Source organism: Streptomyces sp. NPDC002935 (assembly GCF_040611295.1).
GTDB lineage: Bacteria > Actinomycetota > Actinomycetes > Streptomycetales > Streptomycetaceae > Streptomyces.
This window is the reverse complement of the sequence record NZ_JBEXNW010000019.1, coordinates 168419-177968: the sequence shown is the minus strand read 5'-3', so window position 1 is coordinate 177968 and position 9550 is coordinate 168419. Positions and strand designations below refer to the sequence as shown.

3 protein-coding genes and 1 CRISPR repeat array are annotated in these 9550 nt (G+C 68.7%); all 3 genes read left to right on the top strand.

Translation table 11 applies throughout. The features are described 5' to 3' along the window. Window positions 1-112: 112 nt before the first annotated feature. A CRISPR array of direct repeats spans window positions 113-3864; the repeat unit is 29 nt; unit sequence CGGCTTACCTCCGCTCGCGCGGAGAGGAC. Between the two features lie 189 nt (window positions 3865-4053). The 3 genes from ABZX90_RS25550 (at window position 4054) to casB (ending at window position 9528) form a co-directional block, all read left to right on the top strand. Further along, window positions 4054-6921, top strand: a complete 2868-nt coding sequence (locus ABZX90_RS25550; protein WP_355208397.1) for a CRISPR-associated endonuclease Cas3'' — start codon at window positions 4054-4056, stop codon at window positions 6919-6921. A 244-nt stretch (window positions 6922-7165) separates the two neighbouring features. Further along, window positions 7166-8758: a type I-E CRISPR-associated protein Cse1/CasA gene (casA, locus tag ABZX90_RS25545; protein ID WP_355208394.1), complete on the top strand. Its 1593-nt coding sequence runs from the start codon at window positions 7166-7168 to the stop codon at window positions 8756-8758. A 29-nt stretch (window positions 8759-8787) separates the two neighbouring features. Then, complete coding sequence (gene casB, locus ABZX90_RS25540) at window positions 8788-9528, top strand: type I-E CRISPR-associated protein Cse2/CasB (protein ID WP_355208391.1); 741 nt, start codon at window positions 8788-8790, stop codon at window positions 9526-9528. The last annotated feature ends 22 nt before the right edge of the window (window positions 9529-9550 follow it).

Below are 9550 nucleotides of genomic sequence, written 5' to 3'. Positions count from 1 at the left end.
CACCACTCCTCCCGGCCTGGCTCAACGAGCCAGACCCCCTGGAGGGGTCAACTTTCAAGCGCCGCTACTGGTCCAATTTTCAGCCGTCGCCGACAACAGCCGAACGAATAGCCGGCTTACCTCCGCTCGCGCGGAGAGGACAGATCAAAGACGGGGCGATCGCGTACCCGCACCGGCTTACCTCCGCTCGCGCGGAGAGGACCCGGAGCCGGTGTTCCCCACCCACCAGTAGAGCGGCTTACCTCCGCTCGCGCGGAGAGGACAACTGCGTGGCGCTCAGGGAATCCAGACGCATCGGCTTACCTCCGCTCGCGCGGAGAGGACCTGCTCGTCGCGAACGGACTGTGGAAGGGCGACGGCTTACCTCCGCTCGCGCGGAGAGGACCCCGTGCGGCGGACCTGGGTGAACACCCGCGACGGCTTACCTCCGCTCGCGCGGAGAGGACTACGCCCGCCGGGCCTACGCCACCGGCCACGTCGGCTTACCTCCGCTCGCGCGGAGAGGACTCCCTGGTCAGGGAGATGAAGATGGGCCCCGACGGCTTACCTCCGCTCGCGCGGAGAGGACGGAAGTGGACGGAGCACGACGTCGCCCAGTTGCGGCTTACCTCCGCTCGCGCGGAGAGGACGGCACCATCGGCGGCGGACCCGCGCTACTCAACGGCTTACCTCCGCTCGCGCGGAGAGGACTTCGCCGCCTCCAGGGCGGCCGAGTAACCCGTCGGCTTACCTCCGCTCGCGCGGAGAGGACTGCCCACCACGGCCCGGGCCCCGGTCAGGGGGCGGCTTACCTCCGCTCGCGCGGAGAGGACGCGGAGACTAACATTCGGGGCAGCCTCAACGTCGGCTTACCTCCGCTCGCGCGGAGAGGACGACATCGAGACCATCCAGCTCTCCTCCGGCGCCGGCTTACCTCCGCTCGCGCGGAGAGGACGACAGGGTCAACGGCGCGCTGTACTACCGGATCGGCTTACCTCCGCTCGCGCGGAGAGGACGACATCGAGACCATCCAGCTCTCCTCCGGCGCCGGCTTACCTCCGCTCGCGCGGAGAGGACTCGTCGATGCGGACTACGCGGCCCGGGGTTCCCGGCTTACCTCCGCTCGCGCGGAGAGGACCGAACCCGCGTGACAGGTGCCCCCGCAGTCTGCGGCTTACCTCCGCTCGCGCGGAGAGGACCCGTCACCGATGGCAGACCGAGTCTTCGCAGGCGGCTTACCTCCGCTCGCGCGGAGAGGACACCGGGGTACCGACCACCGGCGACGCCGACACCGGCTTACCTCCGCTCGCGCGGAGAGGACATGTCCTGCGACAGAGCAGTGACCACCGCGTACGGCTTACCTCCGCTCGCGCGGAGAGGACAAGCGGGCCCGCGACGCCGGCCTCGTCGTCGGCGGCTTACCTCCGCTCGCGCGGAGAGGACGACCAGTTCCTCGTCGAGCGCGCCGTCTTCCACGGCTTACCTCCGCTCGCGCGGAGAGGACAGCGGGACCCACCAGCTCACCACGGTCTACAACGGCTTACCTCCGCTCGCGCGGAGAGGACGGTGTTGACGGCGGCGAGTCCGCTCGCGGTGTCGGCTTACCTCCGCTCGCGCGGAGAGGACAGGACCATGCCGCCGCTGACGGTGAACAGGGTCGGCTTACCTCCGCTCGCGCGGAGAGGACAGCCTGGTATCACCAGGCTGACTCATGATCGTCGGCTTACCTCCGCTCGCGCGGAGAGGACATGATGACCGCGATCTCCTCGATGTTGAGGAACGGCTTACCTCCGCTCGCGCGGAGAGGACCCACCCACATAACTCGAAGAACAGGAGTGGACCGGCTTACCTCCGCTCGCGCGGAGAGGACGGCGGCACGACCAGGCTGCGATGCGACTCGTACGGCTTACCTCCGCTCGCGCGGAGAGGACACCCCCCCACCAAGCAGCTGCTCAAGCTCGAAGGCGGCTTACCTCCGCTCGCGCGGAGAGGACTCGGCCTCGCGATAAGCGTCGTCCTGCCCGTCCGGCTTACCTCCGCTCGCGCGGAGAGGACGCGGCCGCCCTGATCCTCGCCGCGATCATGTACGGCTTACCTCGGCTCGCGCGGAGAGGACGTCCTGGAGGACGTCGATGTCGACCTCAAGGCCGGCTTACCTCCGCTCGCGCGGAGAGGACAGCGTCACGGTCCCGGAGGCGGGTTCGTTGAACGGCTTACCTCCGCTCGCGCGGAGAGGACGATGTCCTGGTCGAGAGCCACGATCCACGCCTCGGCTTACCTCCGCTCGCGCGGAGAGGACGTCCCGGGCTACGTCCGCGGGTACCGGTACACCGGCTTACCTCCGCTCGCGCGGAGAGGACACCAACTACCTCATCAACGCGAACGGGTTGTTCGGCTTACCTCCGCTCGCGCGGAGAGGACGCCAGCTACCTACTCGCATGGATCATCGGGGACGGCTTACCTCCGCTCGCGCGGAGAGGACGTCTTCCAGCACCTTCGCACGCATGATTCCTCCGGCTTACCTCCGCTCGCGCGGAGAGGACCGTTCCTTGCGGACCTTGGCGTCAGCGGAACGCGGCTTACCTCCGCTCGCGCGGAGAGGACGATGCGCGAACGTCCAGGTTCGCCGGCGTCGGCGGCTTACCTCCGCTCGCGCGGAGAGGACGCAGGCGGGAAGGGGAGGGGGGCTCCGTGGCGCGGCTTACCTCCGCTCGCGCGGAGAGGACCTGACCATCGACTGGGAGCAGGCTTCCAACATCGGCTTACCTCCGCTCGCGCGGAGAGGACAGTCGGGCGGCTGGTTCGGTCTGATCGACATCCGGCTTACCTCCGCTCGCGCGGAGAGGACACTTCGAACCGGAAGCTCATCCCGTTCACGGACGGCTTACCTCCGCTCGCGCGGAGAGGACGACGAGGAACCGACGCCCCACGACTCCGAGGACGGCTTACCTCCGCTCGCGCGGAGAGGACCAGGCGCCCCGACGCATTCCGCCGCCCTTGACCGGCTTACCTCCGCTCGCGCGGAGAGGACACCCGGCCCGCAAGCTGGCCAGCGCGGTGATGCGGCTTACCTCCGCTCGCGCGGAGAGGACGCTTCCGCCTGCGCCTTCGCCCGCTGCTGCGCCGGCTTACCTCCGCTCGCGCGGAGAGGACGTCGACGTGGTGCTGGACCTGGCGACGATGAACGGCTTACCTCCGCTCGCGCGGAGAGGACGTCACGCGGGGGATATCGATTCCGGCGCCTTTCGGCTTACCTCCGCTCGCGCGGAGAGGACGCCTCGCCCGCCTCGTCAATCCAGATGAGCACCGGCTTACCTCCGCTCGCGCGGAGAGGACGCCAACGACCGAGGCGCCGACGTCCTCGTTACCGGCTTACCTCCGCTCGCGCGGAGAGGACGCCGACGGACTCGCGGATGTCGGCGAGTTCGGCGGCTTACCTCCGCTCGCGCGGAGAGGACACCACCAAGGCTTACAAGGGCGACATGGACCGCGGCTTACCTCCGCTCGCGCGGAGAGGACACGGTAGATCATGATGTCGCGCTGGAGCTGGACGGCTTACCTCCGCTCGCGCGGAGAGGACGCCGCGACGATGTGCGAGAGGTCCACGACCGGCGGCTTACCTCCGCTCGCGCGGAGAGGACAGCAGATCGGGAAGAAGCACCCATTCCGCTTTCGGCTTACCTCCGCTCGCGCGGAGAGGACCTGGTTCGTGGCGATTCTCTGTACAGGCCGAACGGCTTACCTCCGCTCGCGCGGAGAGGACGGCCAAGATCAGCCCCAAGGGTTATGGCCAGGCGGCTTACCTCCGCTCGCGCGGAGAGGACTCGTTCTCGAACGTCAACGGCACCGGCGGCAACGGCTTACCTCCGCTCGCGCGGAGAGGACACTTCCTGACCTGGGACGCTAGCGGCCCTTTGCATTCTCTTTGCTGCAGAAGTGACGTGCCTCGATTGGTCGTTTGGTCGGACGACGTCTTGTCATGACTGTGGAGCTTACGGCCCGAACGTGCCGGTGGTGGGGTGGTGGGCCTTGCGAGTCCCCTTCGTTGTCAGTGGCGGCTGCTATCCCTTACCCATGACGAAGCGCGAGTGCGTGAGCCGGCGAGATCTTGCAGCAGACTGCCGTTTTTGGGGCAAGGAGAAGCACTTGTCGCGGCCCTATCCGGTGATCTGTCATCTGCTGGACACGGCTGCGGTGTTCGCGGTTCTGTGGGACCGGTTTCTTGGGCCACGTACGCGTCATCGAATAGCGGAGGCGCTCGGGCTGACCTTGGACGAGTCCCGGGCGACGTTGTCCTTCTGGGCCGGGCTGCACGATCTGGGCAAGATTACGCCGCCGTTTCAGGCGCAGGTGCCGCAGGCTTTCGCGGCTGTTCGGGCGGATCCGGCGTACGGGTTCGCACCGGGGGCTGACGCCTTGCGTGCGTTCCGGCATGAAATGGCCACGCACTGGGCGCTGGCTCAACTCCTTGAGGACGCGGGCTATCCCGGTGATCGCCGGCTGATGCGGCTGGCTGTCTTTCATCAGGTTGCCCAGATGCTCGGAGGACATCACGGGCGTTACGGTGCGGTCCTGCTGGCCAAAGAACTGGCCTCGGCCAGTTGCTATGAGCCCGGTCTGGGAGAGGACGGCTGGGCCGGACAGCGGCGGGTGCACTTTGCCGAGTTGCGGCGCGTCGTTGGTGCTGACGCCGTGCCCGGAGGAGGGCTTCCGGCCGAGTTGGACGTGGTCGTCACCGGTCTGGTCGTGATCGCGGATTGGCTTGCCAGCCAGACCGAGGCGATTGAACCCCTGCTGCCGCCGGACGGATGGCAGGGTACGGCGGCAGAACTGGACGCCCATTGGCGGCAGTCGCAGCAGGCGGCTGTGGGACTGGTCGGTGCGGCTCGGCTGGGGCGGGCACGGTTCGAGGCGGAGAAGTTCGAGGACATGTTCCCGTTCGCTCCCAACTCGCTACAGGCCGATGTTGTCGCTGGGCTTCCGGAGCTGGTGGACAGGCGCGGTGCGGGGCTGGTGCTGGTTACGGCGCCGACGGGTGACGGCAAGACCGAAGCAGCCCTGTTTGCGGCATCGGTGCTGGGCCGGGCGGCCGATGCCCGTGGCCTGTACTTCGCTTTGCCGACCATGGCCACCGCGAACGGCATGTTCCCGCGGGTCGAACAGTTTGCCGAGAGGGCACTGGCGGGAGAGCGGGCGTTGACGCTGCTGCACTCCATGGCCTGGCTCAGTCCGGCGTATGCCGGGAACGCGCACGATGACAGCAGCTTTCAGGACGGTGAGGTGAGTGCCGGGCAGGCCACGGCGGTCGAGGCCGGAGCGTGGCTGCGCGGGCCGAAGCGCGGTCTGCTCGCGCCACTGGGCGTGGGCACGATTGACCAGGCTCTCAGCGCGGTCCTGCCTCTCACGCACAACGCGCTGAAGCTGTTCAGCCTGTCGGACAAGGTCTTCGTCGTCGATGAGGCTCATGCGTATGGGCCGTGGATGCACAAGCTCCTGACCCGCTTGCTCGAATGGCTCGGTGCCTTCGGCGCTCCCGTGGTTCTGCTGTCGGCGACGCTGACCGGGCGGACGGCAGGATCGCTGGTGGACGCCTACCGCCGGGGTGCTGGGTTCCCGGAGCCTTCATCGGTGCAACCGTGCTATCCGGGCTGGGTGTTCACCGATGCCGCCACAGGCGAGGTGTCGGCCCCGCGGGCAACGGAAAGCGAGCGGGCCCGCGCGCTGGAGGTGGCGGTCCGTCAGGTCGCGTGGGACACCGGTGACGGGCCGGAAGTGTCCGTCGGATCGGGCGGGCGCCGGGAGGCGCTGCGCGAGGTGCTGCGGCCGGTCGCTGAGGAAGGCGGCACCGCGCTGGTGTGCTGCACCACCGTGGCGGAGGCCCAGCGGACCTTCCGCGATCTACGCAGGGCTTTCCCGGCACTGGCCGCCCGTGCAGGCGGGCTGCGGCTGCTGCACTCGCGCTATCCGGCAGTCGTACGGCAGCGGATCACCGAGGAATGCGAGAACGCGTACGGGAAGCCGCGTACGCCGCAGGACGTGGCGCAGCCGCGCGCTGCGTCGATCCTGGTCGCCACGCAGGTGGTGGAGCAGTCCCTGGATCTGGACTTCGATCTGGTGGTCAGCGACCTCGCCCCCCTGGCCCAGCTTCTTCAGCGCGCGGGGCGCGGACGCCGTCACGCACGTGGTACGACAGGGCGTCCTGCCTGGGCGGTGCCGGAGGACCGGCCGCGCCTGGTGGTGCTGGAGCCGGTCAACGCGCAGAAGGCGACCGAGGTCCCCCGCACGTGGGGATCGGTCTACGATGCCGGCCTCCTGTGGCGCACGGCCCTGCTGCTGAACGGTCTGCCGGACGGTCGCATCGAGGTGCCGGGCGACGTCCAGCGCCTCGTGGACGCTGTGTACGCGGAAGACTTCGTCGATTCGCTGGACGGCGCGGTCGAACGGCAGGTGCGTAGGATGGATGCCGAGCGTCAGGCCGGTGAGATGGCCGAGGAGCATTTCGCCGACATGGTCGGCATCTGCGCACCCGCCGACGTGAGAGGCGACCTGTACAAGCTGAGCCGGCGGGAAACCGGTATCACCGAAGAACTGGTCACCACCCGGCTCGGTGCGGACAGCGGACGTGTGCTGTGCCTGTACGAACAGCCGGGTGGGGATCTCACGCTGGACGAGAACGGGACGATCCCGTTCCCCCGTGGCGGACGGCGCGGCCCTTCCCGTGACGAACTTGCGTCCGTCATGGCTCATGCCGCACCCGTGCCTGGCAAGTGGTTGCGCGGTGGCGCCGACCAGGACGTGCTCGCACCGGCGAGCTGGAACAGGCAGCCCTTGTTGCGCGACCTCGCGCTGCTGCGCATGACGCCGGCACACCAAGGGTCCTGGAGCTGCCGCTACGGCGACCGAACAATCACGATCTCTGACGTCGGCCTGGAAGCTACCTGACCGATTCCGAGCGATCGTGACCGACTCCCCGAAGTTGCCCCACCTACAAACAACAGGCTTGTAACTTTGCCGAGTTGTGGTGAGGGGGCCCTGCGGATGTGTCCTGAGGAAGCCGTCGCGGGTGCCGACACCCGTTTGCACGGGCAGGGGGATGGTTCTGCCGTATCGCTGCAAACGACAGGCGGGTCACCCCCGCTCTGTGCGGGGACCCCTCGCCTCATTGTGACCCAACGACAGGAGCCGCATGCTGACGAGTCGTACATTCAACCTGCTGGACGAGCCGTGGATACCCGTTCGCTGGATTCCCGGCGCATCAGGAGAACGGCCTGGTCTGGTCGGCTTGCGTGAACTCCTGCTGCGCAGCGCGGAGATCGCCGCTCTGGCAATCGCTGAGCCACCGGCGCATGCCGCGCTGCTGCGGATCCTGTACGCGCTCACCGCCCGCGTCACCGAACTGGACGAGGCGGAACCCGGCGACTGGGGCGAGCGACGCCTTGGCTTCGTGCTCGCGGGCGGGCTGCCGGAAGAGAAGATCGACGAGTACTTCACCGAATACGGCGACCGCTTCTTCCTGTTCGACCCCGGGGGCGGCCGTCCCTGGATGCAGGACGCCCGTCTTGCCGCGCAGTGCGACGCGGATAACAGCGCCGGGGTGAACAAGCTGATCGTGACCCGGCCCGCAGGCAACAACCATGCGTGGTTCCGCCACGTCAGCGATGCCTCCCCGGATCTTCCGACCGTGCCGGAAGCGATTTTGAATCTGCTGGTGTGGCACTACTACGGCCCCTCTGGACGCTGTTCGTCCCGCGAGGTCAACGGCGTCAAGACCGCAAGCGCCAAGGCCGGCCCGCTGCGTACCGCGCTGTCCTACCACCCCGAGGGAGACAACCTCCTTCAAACGCTGCTGGCGGGGCTGATCCCCCCGGACTCCACCGTGCGGCGCGAGGAGGACCAGTGCCCGTGGGAGTGGGACGCTCTGCCGGACCCCGACGCGGTGCCCCGCGCACCGTCGGGCCCGTGCTCACGGCTGACCGCCTGCTCGCAGCACGCCCTGCTCCTCGTACCGGACGAGAACGACAGCCGGCTCGTCGGGGACGCCTTCATCACCTGGGCCTACCGCGACCACCGCATTCCCCGCCGGGACGACTTCCTGATCTGGCAGATCAGCCAGCAGGGCAACCCCTATCCGCGCCCAGCCGACTCCCGCAGGGCCCTATGGCGGGACCTGGACGCCCTCCTGCTCAAACACCCCGTCGGCAGCGCCCAACCCGAGCAGCCCAAGGTGTTCGACAGCGCCTTCGAGGTGAGCGAGTCCCTGCGGGTGCGGGCGCTGGGGTTCGAGCAGGACGGCCAGGCCAAGGACGTTCAATTCATCGACGCCACCACCCCGCCGGTCCTCGGCTACGTCGAGGACCGCGCCCCGCACACGGCGCCTGCCGTGGCGCGGCTGCGGCAGCTCGGCGAGATGTTCGGCCGCCGCCTGGACCGCGCCGTCAAGCGGGCCTGGGCCCTCTACATGAACGACCCCAAGGCGAACGGCGAGAGCTGGGCCGCCCAGGCCGCCGCACGCTACTGGCCGCACGCCGAAACCGAATTCTGGACCCGCTTCAGGCAACTCGACAGCGCCGCCCGCACCCTGGACGCCGGTCTCGACGCTCCCGCGACACGAGCCGCGTTCCTGCGATTGGCCGAAGAGGCGTACGACACGGTCACCGACTCCGTCACCCGGACCCTGCGCGGCGCCAAGGCGGTCTCAACCGCCCGCATCGACCTGTACGGCCCGCGGCCCAAGACCGCCGCAAGCCAGCAGCCGGGCACACCGGCACAATGCGACTGATCACCCGGACACGACACAAGGAGACTTGGGTGAGCACCCAGACTGCCCCCGGCCAGGAGGGCACTGCCCGGCGCGCACAACGCCTGGCCTACACCTCATGGATCGAACAGACCTGCAGAAACGACCCCGGAGCCCGTACCGCCCTGCGCAACGGGCTGCGCCGTGACCTCGACAGCGCCCACGTGCGGCCCATGCACCGCCTGATCACCCCCTGGCTCCCCACACAGCGCACCGCATCCGACGCCGAACAACGGGCGTACTACACGGTGGCCGCGATGATCGCCTCCCAGCCCCGCAGCGGCTACCCACGCAACGAGGACCCCGGCACCGGCAACGCCCCGGACACCGCACCGGAACCGGCTGCCCACGACACGGATCAGCCGCGAGACAACGCACCGGCCGCACACACCAGCCGCTACGGAGCCAGCCTCGGCACCGCCTTCGCCCTGGCGGTCATCGGAGGACCCGGCCGCGACCGGGACATGCGCCAGTCCACGGCGGAAAGCCGCCTGAACCTCCTCACCCGGCAGAGCGCCAACGGCCTGCACCGCCACCTGCCCGCGTCCGTCCGCTACCTGCGCGACCTCGACGTACCCATCGACTGGGCCCAGCTCCTGGACGACCTCATCGCCTGGCCCGTCCACAGCGGACGCATCTCCCGCCGATGGCTGCAGGACTACTACCGGCGCCTGAACGAAAACACCCGCGCCAAGACCGACGAAGCCGACCAACAGCAACAAGCCACGCAGGACCCCCACACAGACATCTGACCCGCGCCACCGTCCCGGCACC

What these genes read in the sequence shown, in the direction of transcription:
- ABZX90_RS25550 (WP_355208397.1), top strand. Translation starts at nt 4,054, where the DNA reads ATGACGAAGCGCGAGTGCGTGAGCCGGCGAGATCTTGCAGCAGACTGC.
- casA (WP_355208394.1), top strand. Translation starts at nt 7,166, where the DNA reads ATGCTGACGAGTCGTACATTCAACCTGCTGGACGAGCCGTGGATACCC.